11 protein-coding genes, 1 tRNA gene and 2 pseudogenes are annotated in these 17,685 nt (G+C 71.2%); 5 read left to right on the top strand and 9 right to left on the bottom strand.

Annotation, left to right across the window (positions count from 1 at the left end; all coding sequences use genetic code 11):
• The 4 genes and pseudogenes from HQM25_RS17675 to HQM25_RS01695 form a co-directional block, all read right to left on the bottom strand.
• Nucleotides 1-261: pseudogene (locus HQM25_RS17675) on the bottom strand (transposase); the annotation flags it as partial.
• Nucleotides 262-313: 52 nt separating this feature from the next.
• Nucleotides 314-934 (bottom strand): annotated as a pseudogene (locus HQM25_RS01705) (transposase); the annotation flags it as partial.
• A gap of 90 nt (nt 935-1,024) precedes the next feature.
• Nucleotides 1,025-1,115: transfer RNA gene (locus HQM25_RS01700), tRNA-Ser, on the bottom strand.
• 190 nt (nt 1,116-1,305) lie between these two features.
• Entirely contained in the window at nt 1,306-1,479 is a 174-nt protein-coding gene (locus HQM25_RS01695; RefSeq protein WP_172988619.1) for a hypothetical protein, read from the bottom strand.
• 184 nt (nt 1,480-1,663) lie between these two features.
• Between HQM25_RS01695 and HQM25_RS01690 the strand changes: the two genes are divergently transcribed.
• From HQM25_RS01690 to radA, 5 genes are all read left to right on the top strand, one after another.
• Nucleotides 1,664-2,482: a universal stress protein gene (locus HQM25_RS01690; protein ID WP_172988618.1), complete on the top strand. Its 819-nt coding sequence runs from the start codon at nt 1,664-1,666 to the stop codon at nt 2,480-2,482.
• A gap of 131 nt (nt 2,483-2,613) precedes the next feature.
• Nucleotides 2,614-4,266 (top strand): sensor histidine kinase, encoded by a 1,653-nt coding sequence (locus HQM25_RS01685; RefSeq protein ID WP_172988617.1) that lies wholly within the window; start codon nt 2,614-2,616, stop codon nt 4,264-4,266.
• Complete coding sequence (locus HQM25_RS01680; RefSeq protein WP_172988616.1) at nt 4,263-4,931, top strand: response regulator; 669 nt, start codon at nt 4,263-4,265, stop codon at nt 4,929-4,931. The genes HQM25_RS01685 and HQM25_RS01680 overlap by 4 nt, the downstream gene beginning before the upstream one ends.
• A 75-nt stretch (nt 4,932-5,006) precedes the next feature.
• A complete protein-coding gene (locus HQM25_RS01675; RefSeq protein WP_172988615.1) occupies nt 5,007-5,957 on the top strand; it encodes an L-lactate dehydrogenase in 951 nt (316 codons plus the stop codon).
• A 344-nt stretch (nt 5,958-6,301) separates the two neighbouring features.
• Nucleotides 6,302-7,669 carry a DNA repair protein RadA gene (gene radA, locus HQM25_RS01670; RefSeq protein ID WP_172988614.1) on the top strand — a complete coding sequence of 456 codons (1,368 nt, stop codon included), beginning with the start codon at nt 6,302-6,304 and terminating at the stop codon, nt 7,667-7,669.
• Nucleotides 7,670-7,752: 83 nt separating this feature from the next.
• Here radA and HQM25_RS01665 read toward each other — a convergent pair whose 3' ends face one another.
• The 5 genes from HQM25_RS01665 to HQM25_RS01645 form a co-directional block, all read right to left on the bottom strand.
• On the bottom strand, nt 7,753-8,121 hold the full coding sequence (locus HQM25_RS01665; RefSeq protein ID WP_172988613.1) for a hypothetical protein: 369 nt from the start codon (nt 8,119-8,121) through the stop codon (nt 7,753-7,755).
• 40 nt (nt 8,122-8,161) lie between these two features.
• Nucleotides 8,162-8,569 (bottom strand): dehydrogenase, encoded by a 408-nt coding sequence (locus tag HQM25_RS01660; RefSeq protein ID WP_172988612.1) that lies wholly within the window; start codon nt 8,567-8,569, stop codon nt 8,162-8,164.
• 70 nt (nt 8,570-8,639) lie between these two features.
• A complete protein-coding gene (locus HQM25_RS01655; RefSeq protein WP_172988611.1) occupies nt 8,640-16,082 on the bottom strand; it encodes a cell wall-binding repeat-containing protein in 7,443 nt (2,480 codons plus the stop codon).
• A gap of 263 nt (nt 16,083-16,345) precedes the next feature.
• A complete protein-coding gene (locus HQM25_RS01650; RefSeq protein ID WP_254359489.1) occupies nt 16,346-17,035 on the bottom strand; it encodes a hypothetical protein in 690 nt (229 codons plus the stop codon).
• The gene (locus tag HQM25_RS01645) at nt 17,032-17,586 is read right to left on the bottom strand and encodes an amino-acid N-acetyltransferase (protein WP_172988610.1); all 555 of its coding nucleotides are present in this window, start codon (nt 17,584-17,586) and stop codon (nt 17,032-17,034) included. The genes HQM25_RS01650 and HQM25_RS01645 overlap by 4 nt, the downstream gene beginning before the upstream one ends.
• Nucleotides 17,587-17,685 lie beyond the last annotated feature (99 nt).

Below are 17,685 nucleotides of genomic sequence, written 5' to 3'. Positions count from 1 at the left end.
TCAAGTCCTTTTGAGTGGTGTATCCGTTCGCGTGTGATCCCTCGTGTTGTTAGGCGGTGAGGGCTCGGTAGTCGGGCCGGGGACCTCCTCAGGTTCGGGGTCGGGCTCCCCGACGCGGCGGGCCCTGGTGAGGGCGTCGAGGCCGAGGTAGCGGCGCTGTTCGGCCCACTCGTAGTGCTGCTCGGCGAGCACGGCGCCGACGAGGCGGATGATCGCGTCGCGGTTCGGGAAGATGCCGACGACGTCGGTGCGGCGGCGGATCGGTCAAGCCCCAGGGAGTGGTGTAGTTCGGGTTCCTTCGATCTGTTGATGGTCAGGCGGTGAGCTCGAGGATGCTGTCAGTGGTCACCTCCTCGGTGCCGGTGGCGGCGACGAGGGTGAGGCGGGACTTCGCGAGGATCTCGAGCCCGAGGTAGCGGCGGCCTTCGGCCCACTCGTCGGTGATCTCGGCGAGAACCGCGCCGACGAGACGGATGATCGCGTCGCGATTCGGGAAGATGCCGACGGAGTCGGTGCGGCGACGGATCTCGCGGTTCAATCGCTCGTTGGGATTGTTGGACCAGATCTGCTGCCAGAGCCCTTCGGGGAACCCGGTGAACGCGAGGATGTCCGCCCTTGCGGTGTCGAGGTGCTCGAACGCGTCGGGCAGCTTCCTGTCGACGTAGTCCAGCAGCCGGTCGAACTGGGCATGCACCGACTTCGCGTCCGGCTGGTCGTAGACGGAGTGCAGCATCGCCTTCACCGCCGGCCACATCGTCTTCGGCGTCACCGACATCAGGTTGGCCGCGTAGTGAGTTCTGCATCTTTGCCAGACCGCTCCGGGCAGGTGCGCGGCGATCGCCTCCACGAGCCCGGCGTGCGCGTCGCTCGTGACGAGCCGGACCCCGCCCCGGCCGGCGTTCGTCAGTTGCGCAACAACAGCGCCCCAAACGGTTGTTCACGTTTTGTTCACGGCTGGCCCCATCCAGGCAAAGCAAAACCCCCGCGATCCCAGTGTTTTCAAGGGATCTGCGGGGGTTTCGGGTGGCGGTGACGGTGGGATTTGAACCCACGGTAGGGGGTTACCCTACACAACTTTTCGAGAGTTGCACCTTCGGCCGCTCGGACACGTCACCGCCGACAAGTCTACGACACGCGAGCCGATGCCGCGAATCGAGGCGGACAGCGGCATCCGGTCGAACGTGAAGCCCCCGGGAGCGCTGCCCACCGGCATCCCTTCACGGGGCACGGAGATCGGTCGCGGCCGCGCTCCCCATTGCGCGACCGCGACCGCCATCCCCCGTGATCCGCCCCCAGCGGCTTCGCCTACCCCACCGGCGCGAAGTGCGGAATGCGGTAGGGCCGCAGCCGCCGCAACCGCGTCGGCCCGACGGCGGCCCACCCGCCGACGCGCACCTCCGTCCGGTCGCGGGCGGCCTCGCGGCGCTCACCGAGCCCGAGAAGGCCGCGGCCCTGGCCTGGAATTCCGTTCGTGTCCATGGTGTGCTCCTTCCCGTGCCCCGGCTCGGTTTCTGCCGGTGATCACACTCAACTCCTCCGGCCGCATCTCGAACAGGGCCCAAGGTCCCGTGTCGTCGACCCCGCCCACACGGGACCTTCGCCCCTGCCCGCGCGCGATGCGCCTGCGTAGGTTCGCATGCACGAGCACACTCCAGGAGGAGCCATGGTCCGCATCGCGGTCGGATACGACGGCAGCGCCGCCTCGCGCGCCGCGCTCGAATGGGCGGCCTCCCGCGCCCTGCGAGGGCCGGCGCACATCGATCTGGTCACCGTGACGGGGATGATCACCTCCAACGTCACGAAGGTCGACCGCGAACTGCACGACGTCGAGCGCCGCATCCACGACATGGCCCCGGGCGTGCTCGTCGAATCGCGCCGCATCGACGGCAGCATGCCGGCGACACTGCTCGAAGACACCCGCACGGCCGACATCCTGGCGGTGGGCATCCGGCGCGGCCAGCCGGTGCGGGCCGCACTGACCGGATGGATGCCGCTGCGACTGGCCGCACGGGCGAAGACGCCGGTGTGCCTCGTGCCGGACGACTGGACGTTCACCGAGCACGCGGTCACGGTCGGCGTGGACGACGACCCCTCGTCGGACCGCGCGCTCGACCTCGCTGCGGCCGAGGCGGCGAGCGCGGGCGCAGCGCTGCGCGTGACCCACGCGTGGACGATGCCGACGCCGCAGCTCGACGGCGCCGTGGCGCTGCTCGCGTCGCCGCTGCAGGTGAAGGAGGAGCATCGCAAGGTGCTGCGCGACGCAGTGCGCCACGTCGCCGCGAGATATCCTCAGCTCGTCGTGGAGGAGGCGCTCGTGGCCGACAACCCGAGTTCGGCCCTGCTGCAGCGCGCCCCCCGCTCATCTCTGCTCGTGATCGGCACGCACGGGAGGGGGCTGGTCACGGGCGGCATCCTCGGCTCGGTCGCCCAGGACGTGCTCGGGCGCACCGACTGCCCGGTGCTCATCGTGCCCGCCACGTGACCGGCCGCGCGTGACCGGCCGCGTGACCGGCGCGGCCGGACCGGCCGTGCCGCCGCGGGCGCGGCGCGCGCGGCATCCACATCACTAGACTCGGGCGAGAGCCGACGCCGACTCGACCACCGGGAGGGCGAATGGATGCCGCGGGCCGGCCCCCCTCGCAGCGACGCCTCGACGACCTGCTCCGCGCGAGCACGTCGGTCGTCGAGCAGCTGGAGCTCGACGAGGTGCTCGGGCGCATCGTGGAATCCGCGATGACCCTCGTCGATGCCCGCTACGGCGCCCTGGGCGTGCTCGGCGCGGACGGCCTGCTCGAGCGGTTCATCCATCGCGGCATCAGCCCCGAGACGGCCGCGCAGATCGGCGATCTGCCGCGCGGGCACGGCGTGCTCGGCGCGGTGATCCACGCGCATGCGCCGGTGCGCCTGCCGCATCTGGCCGAGGATCCCCGGTCGGTGGGGTTTCCCGCCCACCACCCGCCGATGGACTCGTTCCTCGGCGTGCCGATCCGCGTGCGCGACGCCGTGTACGGCGATCTCTATCTCTCGGATGCCGCCTCAGGCGCCTTCACCGCCGACGACGAGTCGCTCATGGTGTCGCTGGCGGCGACGGCGGGCGTCGCGATCGAGAACGCGCGTCTCTATGAGCAGGCGCGCGTGCGCGAGCAGTGGAGCGCCGCCATCGCCGACGTCATGGGCGCGCTCCTCGACGTCGACAGCGACGACGCCCTCGACGTCATCGTCGAACGCGTCGCCCCCCTCGTGCAGGCTGACGTCGCCGCGGTGTCGGTGCCGCACGGCCCCGACGAGCTGCGCATCGTCGCCTCCTCGGGCGGCCAGGGTGTGCGCCTGCGCGGACGCACCCTCGCACGCGCCGGCACGCCCGCCGACCTCGCCCTCACCTCACGCCGCGCCGTGAGCACTCCCGAGCAGCCCGCCGGCACGCTGTTCGCCGAGCAGCCCGCACTCGGTCCCTCGGTCGCGGTGCCGCTCCTGGCCGGCGACGAGCCGCTCGGCGTGCTGACGATCGCGCGCGACCCCGGCACACGTCCCTTCACCGACGCGGAGCTCGAGATGGCTTTCGTCTTCGCCGGTCAGGCGGGCGTCGCGATCGAGGTCGTGCGAGGGCGCGACGACCGTCGGCGCATCGAGCGATCGCAGGATCGCGCGCGCATCGCCCGCGACCTGCACGACCACGTGATCCAGCGCCTGTTCGGCGCGGGACTCTCGCTGCAGGCGATCGCGATGACGGCTCCGCCCCCGACGGCGGCATCCCTCTCCGAGCAGATCGACGCACTCGACGCCGCGATCAAGGAGATCCGCACCGTCATCTACGCGCTCGGGAGCGCCGACGGCGACAACCACGCGCCGCGCGGCACGCGCGACCGCCTGCTCGCCGTCACGTCGGAGACCATGGCCGGCCTCCCCTCGGCCCCGCGGCTGCGCTTCAGCGGCCCGGTCGACAGCCTCGTCTCGCCGGACCTCGCCGACGATCTGGCCGCCGTGCTGCGGGAGTGCCTCACGAACATCGTCAAGCACGCCGAGGCGTCCGTCGTCGATGCGACGCTGACGGTCGACGACAGCGCCGTCACCCTGTCGGTGCGCGACGACGGGCGCGGCATCCATCCCTCGAACCGGCGCAGCGGGCTCGCCAACATCGTCGAGCGCGCCCACCTGCGAGGCGGCTCCTGCACCATCGAGACGGGAGTGGATGCCGGAACCGCCGTCACCTGGAGCGTTCCGCTCTCACCCGCCGACGATCCCGACCGCGAGGAGGCCCCCGCATGACCCGAGTGTTCCTGGTCGACGATCACGAGATCGTGCGACGCGGCATCGGCCAGCTCATCGACGCGTCGCCCGACCTGGAGGTCGCCGGGGAGGCGGGCACCGTGCGCGAGGCGCTCCGGCGCATCGAGGCGATCGCCCCCGACGTCGCCGTGCTCGACGTGCGCCTCCCCGACGGAGACGGCATCGCCCTGTGCCGGGAGGTGCGGTCGCGGCATCCGCAGATCGCGTGCCTCATCCTCACCGCGTACGACGACGACGAAGCGCTGCGCTCCGCCGCCCTCGCCGGCGCAAGCGGCTATGTGCTGAAGGATGTGCGCAGCAGCGCGCTGCTCGATGCGATCCGCGCCGCCGCCGCGGGGCGCACGGTGCAGTCGTCGCGCTCGCTGCGGGCGGCAGCGCAGTCGCTGGTGCCGGCGCCCGCGGCGGCATCGGCGTCGATCGCCGCCGACCCCGCCCTGCGCGACACCCCGACCCTGACCTATCGCGAGCGCCAGGTGCTCGACCTCATCGCCGACGGCCTCACCAACCGCGAGATCGGCGAGCGCCTGGGCCTGGCCGAGAAGACGGTGAAGAACTACGTGAGCGGACTGCTCGCGAAGCTCGGCATGGAGCGTCGCACTCAGGCCGCCGTGTACGGCGCCGAGCATCGGCATCCACACCACTGAGCCCGCGCCCGCGTGGCGGGACCTTCGTCGCACGAGGCCTGGTGAGCGGCCGGTCGCCCCTGCCAGACTGAGCGCATGGCCGTCATCGAGAACTCGAAAGTCACTGTCGTCGGCGCCGGATCCGTCGGCGCCAGCACCGCCTACGCCGCCCTGATCCGCGGCTCGGCGCGCCACGTCACGCTCTACGACATCGCCACCGAGAAGGTCGAAGCCGAAGTGCTCGACCTCGCCCACGGCACCCAGTTCACCGGTTCGAGCGACATCAGCGGCGGCAGCGACATCTCCGTCGTCGAAGGCTCGCACGTGGTGGTCATCACCGCGGGCGCCAAGCAGAAGCCCGGACAGACGCGGATCGAGCTCGCGGGGGTGAACGCACGCATCATGGCCTCGATGATGCCTCAGCTGCTCGAGGTCGCCCCGAACGCGGTCTACGTCATCGTCACGAACCCGTGCGACGTGCTCACCGTGCTCGCCCGCGAGGCGACCGGCCTGCCGCCGGAGCGCCTCTTCGCCTCGGGCACCGTTCTCGACACCTCGCGCCTGCGCTGGAAGCTCGCCGAGCGCGCCGGCGTCGCCACCTCCAGCGTGCACGCCTACATCGTCGGCGAGCACGGCGACACCGAGTTCCCGCTGTGGTCGCACGCCACCATCGGCACAGTGCCGATCCTCGAGTGGGTCACCCCGCGCGGCGACCGCATGACCGTCGACGAGCTCGACCAGATCGCCGTCGACGTGCGGGATGCCGCGTACAAGGTCATCCAGGGCAAGGGCGCCACCAACTACGCCATCGGACTGTCGAGCGCCCGCATCATCGAGGCGATCCTCGGCGATCAGAACGCGGTGCTGCCCGTCTCGCCCGTGCTGCACGACTACCACGGGGTCGACGGCGTCGCCCTCTCGGTACCGTCGATCGTGAACGCGAGGGGTGCGCACCCGATCATGCAGACGACGTTCTCGGAGTCCGAGCTCATGCTGCTGCACCGCAGCGCCACCGCCCTGCGCGAGGTCGCCGACACCCTTCGCTGACGTCGGGCCTCGTGGGGCACTGCCCCTGTGCTTCATGGGGCGCTACGTGCGGCATCCCCGGGCGGGTGCCCGCACGAACTGCCCCACCAACAGCCCGGGCGGCGCCACCCCTGCGCCTCGTGGGGCGCTACGCGCGGAATCCACCACCCCCACATGCACGAACAGCCCCACCAACCCCCGGGCGGCGTCACCCTACGCCTCATGGGGCGCGACGCGGGGCATCCGGCATCCCGCACCCACACAAACCGCCCCACCGACCCCGCGCAGCACCACCCGGCGAAAGCAGTGGATGCCGCGCCCGGCGCGGCGCGGAGGCTGTCGGGGGCCGCGCATAGGGTGTGAGCATGGCCTCCCGACGCCCCACGCAGACCGCGCCGTACCGTTGCACCGAGTGCGGGTGGACGACGATCAAGTGGGTGGGGCGGTGCGGCGAGTGCCAGCAGTGGGGCACGGTCGTCGAGTCCGCTGAGCAGACGGGCATCGTGCGCTCCGTCGCACCCGTCGCCCCGGGGGCGGCCCGTGCGGCACGACCGATCACGCACATCGACACGGCCGACACTCCGCGCCGCACGACCGGCGTCGGCGAGTTCGACCGGGTGCTGGGCGGCGGGCTGGTGCCGGGAGCGGCGATCCTGCTGTCCGGGGAGCCGGGCGTCGGCAAGTCGACGCTGCTGCTCGAGGTCGCGGTGCAGGCCGCGCGCGAAGGGCGCCGCGTGCTCTACGCGAGCGCCGAGGAATCCGCGGCCCAGGTGCGCCTGCGCGCCGAGCGCACCGGCGCCCTGCACGACGAGCTGTACCTCGCCAGCGAGACCGATCTCGCGACGATCCTCGGGCACGTCGATCAGGTCGAGCCGGAGCTGCTGATCGTCGACTCGGTGCAGACGGTGTCGTCCGCGCTGTCGGAGGGGATGGCCGGGCATCCGGGGCAGGTGCGGGAGGTGGCATCCACGCTCATCCGCGTCGCGAAGGAGCGCGCGCTGCCGACCATCATCGTCGGGCACGTGACCAAGGACGGGTCGATCGCGGGGCCCCGCATCCTCGAGCACCTCGTCGACGTCGTGTGCCACTTCGAGGGCGACCGGCAGACCTCGCTGCGGTTCGTGCGGGCGCTGAAGAACCGCTTCGGGCCGACCGACGAAGTGGGATGCTTCGACATGGCCGGCGACGGCATCGCAGAGGTTCCCGACCCCTCGGCCCTGTTCCTCGGGCACGGCGCACCCGAGCCGGGCACGTGCGTCACGATCGCGATGGAGGGGCGGCGCGCGCTGCCCGTCGAGGTGCAGGCGCTCACGATCCAGACGTCCGCCCCCAATCCGCGCCGCGTGGTCAACGGCGTCGACGCCGCCCGCGTCGCGATGGTGCTCGCCGTGCTCGAGCGGCGCGCGCGCATCAAGGTGTCCGATCAGGACGTCTACGTCTCCACGGTCGGGGGTGTGCGCCTCACCGAACCCGCGGCCGACCTCGCCATCGCGGTCGCCATCGCCAACGCCCTGCGCGATGTCGCCCTGCCCCGGGGTGTCGCGGCGGTCGGGGAGCTCACGCTCACGGGCGAGATCCGCCCCGTCACGCAGGCGGCGCAGCGGCGGTCCGAGGCCGCGCGCCTGGGGTACGCGACCGTGGTGGATGCCGCGTCGAAGACGCTCCGGGGCGCGCTCGACGATCTCTCCGTGCGCACGCGCCCGCGGCGCGGCGAGGACGAACCCGGTTTCTGAGAGGCGGGGCACCTGAACGCGCAGGGCTTCCGGACTGGCAGGGCCCCGCGGCCGCAGCGGCCGCCGAGCCAGCCATGACCCGGTCAGTAGGGCGAGACGACGAACACCTCGGCCTCCCCGCACGAGCCCGGGACGTAGCCTCCCGAGTTCGCGAAGCCGCCGCCGAGCGCGATCGCACCGCCGTCGCCATAGGTCTCGCCGCGCCAGGTGAGCGTTCGGCCCTCGACGGACGCGTCGCCCGCCGGAAAGCTCGGCACCGCGACGGACTCGCCGCTCTCGCCGTACTCGACACGGATGCAGTCATCGTCAGTGCGGAGCGTTCCCTCGAGCAGCGCGTCCATCCCGGCATCCACCCGCGGATGCACCGCGAGCGGCCCCGTCACCGGCACCCCGGTGAACGGCCCCGTGGCGCAGCCGGAGAGCGCCAGCAGCGCGGCGATGCCGACGCACACCGCGGCGCGTCGACAACGGGGCGGCCGCTGACGCATCGGCTCAGGCGTCGAGCGCGGCGAGGAGATCGGCAGGCGCCGCCTGCAGCGGGTGCGGGCCGGCGATGTCGAAGAAGACCGTGGTGATCTCGGACTCGTGCGTTCCGAGGAAGGCCCGCAGCCATGCCGGAGACTGGAGGGCGACGCCGGGCGGCAGCGAAGCCGGCTTGTGCGCGGCGTCGCTGAACAGCAGCAGTGCGACATCGCCGGTGTTCGGGTCGCGGTAGGTCCACACCTCGCCGACGTCACGCGGATCGTCACGCTGGCCCGGACGCATCAGCGGCACGACGGTGGGGCCGTGGCGCAGCGCGAAGGCGACCGCCGCCATGTCCTGGGTCTGGAGCGCATCCGTCAGTTGCGTATTGCGGAACTCGAGCGGTTCCTTCTTCTTCGCGCGCTTCTTGCCGGCCACCGTCCCAGCGTAATCGCGACGCGGGGCCCGTGCCGATCCCCCGGCACGGGCCCCGCGCCACATCTGTGCGCTACTGCGGCGTCGGCCCCAACGGGAGCACAGGCGCCGACAGTCCGAGCGCAACCCGCACCTGCGCGATCTGCGCGTCGGGCATGGCCGCCTCGCCGCCGAGAATGCGCAGCTGGATCGGGTCGAGCCGCCGCAGCTCGGCGAGCACCTCGGTGGGAATCTCCCCCGCCGGCGGGAGGAGGATGATCGGTCCACCGGTCAAGCCGGCCACCGGTGCGGCGGCGAGCGCATCCGGGAACGACGACCCCGTCGCCACGTACACGACCGCCGTGGGCCCATCCGGCTGGAAGGCCGCGCTGATCGCCGCAGCCGTCTCATACCGACCAGCCCCCGCGAGCCGCTGCACGGTCGCGCCCGAACCGGCCGCGGCCTGCGCCGCGCTGGCGACGGCATCCGACACCACGACCGAGCCACCCAGCACGATGACCTCGTCGGGCTGGAGGCGCGCGATCTCCGCAGCGGTCGACGCGGGCAACGACCCGGCCGCGGTCAGCAGCACAGGCGCACCGCCGTTGGCGGCGATCGCGGCCCCCGCGAGCGCGTCGGGGAAGTTCTCGCCACTGGCCAGGAACACCCTGGTCGTATTCTCGGGCGTGAACGTCGCCGCGCTGATGCTGGCGGCCGTCGCGTAGCGGTCGCCCCCGGCGAGACGCTCGATCGTCCCGGTGCCGTCGGTCGGCAGGTGCACGGACAGCGCGGTCATCACCTCGTCGGACACCGCTGCCGGACCGCCGAGCACCTTGATGTGCATCGGCTGCAGCCTCGACAGCTCCGCGACGGTCGCCGCGGGCACGGCGCCAGTCGCGGCGACAAGCAGCACTGGCCCCCCGGCGGCAGCCGCGGCGGGTCCTCCGGCCAGGGCGTCGGGGAAGTTCAGCCCGTTGGCGACGAACACCGTGTCCGCCCCCGTCGGGAACGCCTGCTCGCTGATCATCGCAGCGGTCGCGAACCGGTCTGCGCCGCCGATGCGGTCGAAGAACGTCTCCGACACCGTGAAGGTGCTCGTGAAGGGCGTGCCGAGCGGGTTGCCGTTGAGGTCGGTCACCGAGGCGTCGACCTCGACGCGATAGCCGCCGCTGCGCAGCGGGCCGTCCGCGACGATCAGCGCCGTCGAGTGGGTGAGATCCGCCGACGGCGTGAACGACACCTCCGCATCGACCGCCTCCCCGTTGGCGAGGCGCACGAGCCGCACCGCCGCGTCGACCGTGTCGATGTCGAGGCGCTCCGAGAACTCGATCGCGACCTGCTTCGAGCGCATCACGTCTTCCGCACCGTCGGGCGGATCGACCGCCACGACCGCAGGCGCGACCGCGTCGGTGGGATCGATCACGATCACCGTCGCACCGCCGTTGATCTGCGAGGTCACGCCGTACGAGTCGGTGAGCATCGTGGAGCCGATGATCTGCAGCACGCCGCCGGGCGGATACTCGTCGACCGGCACATCGAAAGCGATCTCGCCGTCGTTGTTCGTGGTGAACGTCTGCGTCACGGGTGTCGCACCGTCGACCCACCGGAACTGCACCTGGTGACCGGCGCGAACCGGCACGTCCCCGAGTCGCAGCACCGCATCGACCTCGACCGTCTGCCCGACGACCGCGAAGTCCAGGTTCGCCGTCACATCGAGCACCGGTGCGCCCGCGGGCGCCGTGCGCGGCTCGTTGAGCACACGCAGCGGGTTGCACCCGAGATACGGGTTCTGGCACTGCGCGAGGGGCGTGAGAATGCGCTCCGTGCCGGCACGGGGTCGCTGGTACACACGCACGATTCCCCAGCTGCCCGACGAGATGCCCATGCGCGCGTTCTCGACGCCGTAGCGGTAGTCGCCGATCGCCTGCATGACACCGCCCGCGGCCTCCATGTGGAACGTGTGGGCGCTCCCGGTGGCGATCGAGCCCTGCACCCCGGCCCTCACGGAGCCCGCGTCGAACGGGTGCTCGAGCCAGTTGTGTCCCTGGACGGCGTACTGCACCGTGCGGGCGCGGTCGCTGGAGGCCACCACGTGGAGGCGCAGCGCGTCGCCCTGGTAGGCGCGGATGATCGGGGTGTCCGGATCGCCGAGCGTCTGCGGCCCGTTGCCCGTGTCGAGCACGTACGTCGAACTGAAGACGTTGGCCAGCTTCTCACCGAAGTCGGGATCGCTGAACGGCGGCCCGTTCCCGTCGATCGGCGGATCGGCGAACTTGTCGACGAACGCGTTGTCGAGGCCGAGGCGCGTGTGCAGCGGCGCGTTGTGGTAGCTGATCGCGCGCTCGCCCTTGTCGGGCCAGTCGCCCACGAGCGGGTCGTAGATGTGGTTGCCGTCGGCATCGCGCAGGTTGAGGCCGTTGTGCTGGAACACCACCGCGTCACGGTAGTCGTCACCCTCGCCGAACGGATCGACGTCGACCTGTGCGCCGTTGTCGACCACCGCCCCGGTGAAGGGATCGCGGAACATGCCGTCCCGCGGTCCCACCACGAGCGCGGCGAGCAGGCCGTGGTGGCGGGTGCCGCGCACGTCGCCGTACGCCAGCAGGGGCACAGCGCCGAGCTCGCCGTCGGTCAGGGCCGGCTCGGCTGCGGGGTCCTGATAGATGACCTCGTCGGCGTACCACGTGTAGTTCACGGCCTCGCCCGGCCCCGCGGTCTGATCGAAGTTGTAGCCCACCGTGGTGCCATCGGACGTGCGCACGTCGTAGCGCACGAGCGAGGGGTGCAGCGAGACGCGGTTGCCCGCGATCCACGGCACGCCGGTGTCGTCGGGCGGCTCATCGCCCGCCTCGACGACCTGCGGGAACACCGGTTCGAGTGGCATCTCCGCGTCGCCGTCGAGCGTGCCGAGGCGGCCGTGCTGGTTGAAGTGCGCCCAGTCGACGTCGTTGCGCAGCGTCACCCGCACGCAGTCGCCCTCGTGCACGCGCAGCACCAGCGGTTCGAGTTCCTTCGTGCCGGCGCGGATCGCCGCGACATCCTCCGTCATGACGTACGCGAGCCCATAGGGATCGTGGTCGCCGTACCGGTTGTACTGGATGTTGTGACTGATCGCGGTGACGTCGAAGAGCTGCTCCGGCGCCCCGTCGGGGCACGTCGGGTTCGGCAGTGCCTTCTCGATCGGCGCGAGCGGATCCGGCGCGGGCAGCGGGTTGCCGACCGGCAGCGCCCGGTTGTTGTCCGGCAGCGGAAGAAGCCCCTCGTTGCCGGCGGTCTGGTCGAAGACCCGCATGATGCCCCAGACGCCGAACCACAGGTCTTCCACGCCCGGGCCGCCGTACATGAAGTCGGACACGCGTGGCGCGGTCGAGTCGGGCGAGTAGAAGCAGTTCGCGGGCGCTCCCAGACCGCAGCCGACCGCGACGTCCTGCATGTTGAACGCCTCCGACACGCCGATGGGTCTCGCGTTGATGTACGGGGAAGCCGGGTCGAGGGGATCGTTCCTCCACCGGAGACCGTGCACGGTGAAGTTGTGCATCTCCTCGTGCGAGCCCTGAATGAGCCTGATGCGGACGGTGTCACCCCGGTTCGCCCTCAGCACCGGCGTATCGGGGTCGCCCCACTTGCGCGAACTGAACGCGTAGGCAGGATCGACCCAGCCGGCCGCGGCGAGCTGCGCGTTCGTGATGGGTGTCGTCGGGTTCGCGGGCGCGGTCGGCGGCACTCCGGCGAACTGCCGGTCGATCAGCGGTGCCGCGCGGTAGTTGATCGACATGCCGCCCTGATCGCCTTCCGGCCCGCGCAGCGGCGCGGCCGGCGGCTCGAGCGCGTTGGCGGGATCGAGGATGTCGGCGTGGGTGGCCGACTGCGTGAACAGCGGCACGAAGTCGGCGATCGCGATGCCGTACTCGCGGAAGTCGTCGGGCTCCCAGGCGTCTTCGGTCGTCGGCGGCGTACTGGGACCCACCATGTCCATCGCTGTTCCGGCGGCCTCGCCGGAACAGGCGTCGACGCAGAGCGCCTTGCCCGCGGCACTCGCGTGATCGGCCCGGTTGATGGGCTGCAGCCACTCACCCGTGTACGGGTCGCGCGAGTCGAAGCCGGCCGGCTCGACGAGCAGCGCCGAATAGAGCCCGCGGTTCTGCAGCGCTCCGGCGAAGTGGTGATCGTGGTTGAACACTGTGCGCAGCTCGTAGTCGGCGTACCAGCGCTCCTTGATCGTCTGCCCGTTCATGAGCCAGTTGCCTCGGGCGTCCTCCGCCTCGGCGACCGGATCGCGGCCGACCGGCATCGCGGGCAGGCACTCGGACCCGACCGCGCAGGTCTCCGCGCCCGACAGGAGGTCGTCGTTGAAGTCCGCCTGCTCCTGGGTGAACGCGGCCTGCTGGTAGTTCCAGCCGTTGGATGCTCCGTCCGAGGCCAGCACGTCGAAGTTCACGAGGTGGATGTGCGACCCGGCCATGTTCGTCATGATGAGCTGCTGGTAGGCGTCGTCGCCGATCACGTTGGGCGTGCGGTTCGTCAGGTGGAAGTTGACGCAGTCCCCGGAGTTCACCCGGTAGAACAGCGGCTCCGGATCCTTCTCCCCCGACAGCACCGCGTTCACATCGGAGTCCAGCACCAGGATGCGCCCCTGCACGTCGCGCCACCCGTCGCCACCGGCCTGCCCGGTGTACCACAGCGGCAGCTGGATCACCGAGACCCGGTAGGTGATCTCGCGCGCACCGGCCGGACAGGGGTCCACCACAGGGGCACCCGGCACGGGCACCGTTCCGCGCGCACCGTGGTACGTCATCTGGGTGCTGCGTTCGACGGCGAGCCGGGAGGCGATCTTCGCGGTCGTCGGGTCGCCGGGGTCGAAGCCGTCGCTGGGAGTGACTGTCACGACGCCGGAGATCGCGGTGGCGCCGACCGTGAGGTCGTTCGTCGACACCCACGACACGAGTGTCACGAGCCAGGGATCGAGCTCGGTGCCGGCTCCCGTCACGGACACGTCGATGAGCGCGTCCAGGCTCTCGAGGGCGGACTCCACCTGTGCGGCGGTGGCCGGGAGCGGCACGGCGGCGGTCTCGCCGTCGAACGTCAGCGACAGGTCGCCCGTCGCCGCGGCATCCACCGCGATGTTCTGCGTCGCCTCCAGGAGCGTCGGATCCAGTTCGTTCGTCTCCACGATGCGCACGGCCGGCGCGTCGACCGGCTCCCCGTTCTCGTCGAGCACCGGGTCGCCGTTGGCGTCGAACTCGCGTTGCCAGATCGACCCCGGAGCCTGCGGCGAGCGCGCACCGTACTCACCCGGGATGAACCTCGGGTACCCGGGCACCTCGTACGAGGCATCCAGCTTGGTCGGCGGCACCGACGCGTTGAATCCGAGCGAGCTTCCGGTCTCGCGCAGCGGCACGAGGGAGGTCACGCGCGTGCCGTCGGGCAGCGCGTTCGTGCCGTCCTCGAGCACGTCGTGCGATCTCAGCAGCGCCCAGAACCCGTGCGAGAAGTGCGTGTAGAGGTGGCAGTGGAAGATCGAGTCGCCGATCGTGCCGACGCGGGCGCCGGCGCCGTAGTTGAGGTCGGCGGTGAACGCGGTCCACGGCGAGTAGGTCTTCGAGTCGATGGTGGTCGCGCGCGGCTGGTTGTCCTCGGTGGGCTCCGGCGGGTTCGAGCCCGCCGGTCCGGAGTCGTCGGGCTCCGCGCTCCACGTGTGGGCGTGCAGGTGGAACACGTGCGTCTCGTAGTTGCCCGCGTGCCCGAAGCGCAGCTTGATCGGATCGCCCTGGTAGGCACGCACGACATTGGTCACGTAGCACGACGCCGGCCGAGCTTCATCGGCCGCGTTGGTGAGGCGGAGGTCGCAGTCCTCGACGTTGTCCGCCACGAGTCCGCCCGGCGCCGAGAACGGATCCTCCCCGCCGAAGTCCGGCGCCTCCGGAAGCCAGGGCCCCGGCCCCGACGCGAGCTTCACCATGCCGGGGTCGCCGTAGACCCACGACGAGAGGATCGTCTCCTCGCTCGAGCAGTCTTCGCACCAGCGCTCGTCGCCCTCGATGTTGAACTCGAGCCGCTTGGGTTCGGGATCGGATCCGTAGTTGATGCCGAACCGTTCGAACGGTTCGGGCAGCGCGGCGAGCTCCTCCTCGGTGAGGTCGGCGCGATCCTGCCGGGGCAGGATGTCCTGGCTGACCAGCACCGCCTCGCGAAAGCGCTTCTGCACGGCATCCGAGATGACCGCGTTGATGTACAGGTCGCCCGACTGATCCGCGACGCTCGCATACTGCTGGTCGGGGATCGCCGACGACAGCTCGCGGCCGGTGGTCGGGTCGAACCAGTGGGCGCCGGCCGGCTGCACCGCCAACGCGCCGTACAGGCCGTGCTCGGCGCCGCCGCCGTCTTCGTCGGCGCCGGCCGTCATGCCGTCGTCGCGGAAGAGATATACGCCCTCGCTCTTGGGCGCGACCCAGTAGTACGTGTGGCTCTCGCCCACCCCGGCCGTGCCGTCAGGGTTGTAGCCCACCGGAGCCGAGCCCGAGTCTGCCGGGTTGTAGGAGACGCCGTACGCCCGCATCGAGACGTGCGGGTCGACCTGCGGCAGGAACTCCGCCATCGCAGCCGGGTCGAGCTCGTTGCTGAGGGTGATCTCCACGCACTCGCCGACGTTCGCGCGCAGCACGAGCGGGCGCGGCCGGATCCGCCGGCCCTCGGCCGGGTCGCCGGCGTATCCGTCGGCGGCGGTGCCGACGATCGGAACGTGCCAGTTCTGCACAGCCGCCTTGTCCTGCTGGAGCACGAAGAGCATGCCGGCGGGGTCACCGTCGCCGAGGTGATCGACGCCGTCGACCACCGGGTCCTGCTCGGGAACGCGCGAGTCGTTGATCCAGCGGGAGAACGGGATGTACGTGTGCACCGCCGCGACATCGTAGGAGCGCACGGCGGTCTCAGCCGTACACGCCGGCACAGCCGGAACCGCAGCATTCGCGGGCGCGGCCACGAACGGCATCGTGCTCGCCAGGAGCACGCCCATCGTGGCGCCCGCCGGCAGCACCATTCGCCGCTGCCGCTGCGTCATCCCGCGGTGCCAGCTCCGCAGGGTCGGCACGGCCGATCCCGCGAGGTGCCCGACGACCAACCCGACCGCGAGGGCCGGAGCGAGCATCGACACCTCGAGCAGCGCGTGCTGCAGAGTGCCCCCTCCGGAGGCCGCGTGCTGCGCGTGCACCCCGTGGTTGCCGGTGCCGAGGATGACGGCCGACAGCCAGCTCAGCGCGAACGCCAGGAGCACGGCGAGCACGCCGACCAGGATTCCTCGCGCTGCGGCGGCGGCCGCCCGGTCCGATGGCACATGTCGCGCGACCAGCGGCCACACGGCTCGCACCGCGAAGTACGCCGCCACGGCGGCGACCGAGAACGTCGCGCAGACGCGCAGGACCTGATCCAGGCCGGCTCCGACGCCCGCTCCGAACCATCCCGCGGCGCACGCGGCCATCGCGAGGACAACGACCGTGGCGGCATCAACGCCGACACGACCCTTACTCCACCTTTTATCCATGAAAGCAAACCCCAGTGCTTCACACGGCAACGCGCGAAAGGTGCATCGCACGTTGCGCGACCTCCCGATCAACCCCAGATGATCGAGTCGGTTACCGGGCAGTGTATGCCCGTCGCCCCCCAAGTGACAAGGGATTCACGCCGGATGACACGAGATTCGAGCATGCGCATCATGCAACCTCAGAGTGCACACTGCTCAACTTCGCGATCAGTACAGGAGGAAAGGCCGCGACTCGGTGCCCGTCACCCCGCCGATCTCGACCGTCAGGTGGTAGGTCGCGCCGCCCCCGCGGCGCGCTGCCGAGCGGCATCCCCGCAGGAATCCACCGACGAGCGCGTGCGGTCCCACACGAGCGGCGCGGCACTGGTCACCGTCTGTCCCGCGGCCAGCAGCACGACCATGTCGCTGGGCTCGGTCTGGCAGTCGGTGGAACGCCACCACACGTCGCTGCCGCTGGAGATCTCGAACACCTGCGTGGCGGTGCCGACGTTGAGCGTGCAGTCCTCGGACCCCGTGTTCGTGAGGCGGATCGACAGCTGCGGGTTCTCTCCCGCCGCGTACGAGTCCTTGTCGGTCAGAGCTTCGACCGTCACCTCGCGCGGTCGGCACGGCGCCGCCTGCGGCGCGGTGGATGCCGTCGGCGAGGGTGTCGCCGCCGCATCCGGCTCCGCGCTCGGCGTGGCATCCGATTCGGCCGCGTCTTCGTCCGCATCGCCGTCGGCCTCAGCCTCTGCGGCCACCGATGTGGACCCCGGGGCCGGGATCGCGACGGTCTCCGACGGGGTGCTCGACACCCCGCTCGGCTCCTGAGGCTCCGATGCCAGTCCGCGCCACGGCTGGGCGATCAGCGCCCACACCAGGGCGGCCACGAGAAGGAGGAGGATCAGCAGGGCGAGGCGTCGCCGCCGGTACACCGCCGGCGATTGCCGTCGCCTGCGCGTCGCCTCGCTCACGCGTCCAGGCTACGCGCGGCATCCGCGTGCAGCGTCTTGAGCATGCGCGTGTTGCCGAGGGTGTTGGGCTTGACGTGCGCCAGGTCGAGGAACTCCGCCACGCCTTCGTCGGGAGAGCGCACCAGCTGGGAGTACACGTCGGGGTCGACGACCTGCTCGCCGATGGGGGCGAACCCGCGCCGGGTGAAGAAGTCCACCTCGAAGGTGAGGCAGAACAGTCGCGTCAGCCCGAGGACCCGCGCGTTCGCCTCCAGCGCGTCGACGATCTCCCGGCCGACGCCGCGGTGCAGCCAGCCGTCGACCACGATGAGCGTGCGGATCTCGCCGAGGTCCTCCCACATGACGTGCAGCGCACCGCACCCGATGAGCTCACCGTCGGGGGTCTCCGCCACCACGAACTGCTGCGTGGCCTCGTAGAGCACCACGGGGTCTTTGCCGAGGAGGATCCGCCGCTGCACGAAGGGCTCGAGCATGCTCTGGATGCCGCGCACGTCGCGCGTGCGGGCCGGACGCACCGTGAACGGCGCCTCGGTGGGACGGGTTTCGGTCACCGGTTCAGCCTACGACTGCGGCATCCGGGGGTGTCGCCAGCCGCGCGCCGCGTCTACAATCTCCTCAACGGGCGGCTGGGGATTCGCCCGAACGGCGAC

The sequence above is a fragment of the Microbacterium hominis genome, assembly GCF_013282805.1.
Lineage (GTDB): Bacteria > Actinomycetota > Actinomycetes > Actinomycetales > Microbacteriaceae > Microbacterium > Microbacterium hominis_B.
Note: the sequence above shows the minus strand (reverse complement) of the source record. Positions and strands in the feature narration are given on the sequence as shown.

Bases quoted from the DNA above. Each gene is read 5' to 3' on its own strand.
- HQM25_RS01695 (WP_172988619.1), bottom strand. From the start codon at position 1,479: ATGGACACGAACGGAATTCCAGGCCAGGGCCGCGGCCTTCTCGGGCTC.
- HQM25_RS01690 (WP_172988618.1), top strand. From the start codon at position 1,664: ATGGTCCGCATCGCGGTCGGATACGACGGCAGCGCCGCCTCGCGCGCC.
- HQM25_RS01685 (WP_172988617.1), top strand. From the start codon at position 2,614: ATGGATGCCGCGGGCCGGCCCCCCTCGCAGCGACGCCTCGACGACCTG.
- HQM25_RS01680 (WP_172988616.1), top strand. From the start codon at position 4,263: ATGACCCGAGTGTTCCTGGTCGACGATCACGAGATCGTGCGACGCGGC.
- HQM25_RS01675 (WP_172988615.1), top strand. From the start codon at position 5,007: ATGGCCGTCATCGAGAACTCGAAAGTCACTGTCGTCGGCGCCGGATCC.
- radA (WP_172988614.1), top strand. From the start codon at position 6,302: ATGGCCTCCCGACGCCCCACGCAGACCGCGCCGTACCGTTGCACCGAG.
- HQM25_RS01655 (WP_172988611.1), bottom strand. From the start codon at position 16,082: ATGGATAAAAGGTGGAGTAAGGGTCGTGTCGGCGTTGATGCCGCCACG.